The 411-nt window shown below is 64.7% G+C and carries 1 protein-coding gene; it reads right to left on the bottom strand.

Annotated features, from left to right (window positions below):
• Nucleotides 1-401, bottom strand: a 401-nt coding sequence (locus AC1DOP_RS27335; RefSeq protein WP_477254433.1) for a TonB-dependent receptor, incomplete at its 3' end; no start/stop codon positions are given.
• Between the last annotated feature and the right edge of the window lie 10 nt (nucleotides 402-411).

The raw sequence follows: 411 nt of genomic DNA on the forward strand, positions 1-411 counted from the left end.
TAGTTGGGGTTGTTGACGTAGTACTGGTCCGGGCGCTTGTCATAGAAGTCGGCCAGCGGAATCGCGTCGCGGCGGTACATGTTCACCGCGCCGTAGATGTTGAAGCGGTTCTCGGTGAGGTCACCGAAGCCGGCGGTGATGCTGGCCTGGCGCTCGCCGTAGGAGTCGATGCGCGAGGAGGTGTCGTTGGTGAAGCTGATCTCCGCGCCCTGGAAGTTGCGCTTGGTGATCACGTTGATCACGCCGGCCACCGCGTCGGTGCCGTACACCGCCGAGGCGCCGTCGGTCAGCACTTCCATGCGTTCGATGGCGGCGGCGGGAATCGCATCGATGTTGACGAACTGGGTCTGGAAGCCCGCCGGCGCGCCGTAGTACGACAGGCGGCGGCCATTCAACAGCACCAGCGTGCCC

The sequence above is a fragment of the Massilia sp. 01N410 genome, assembly GCF_056399665.1.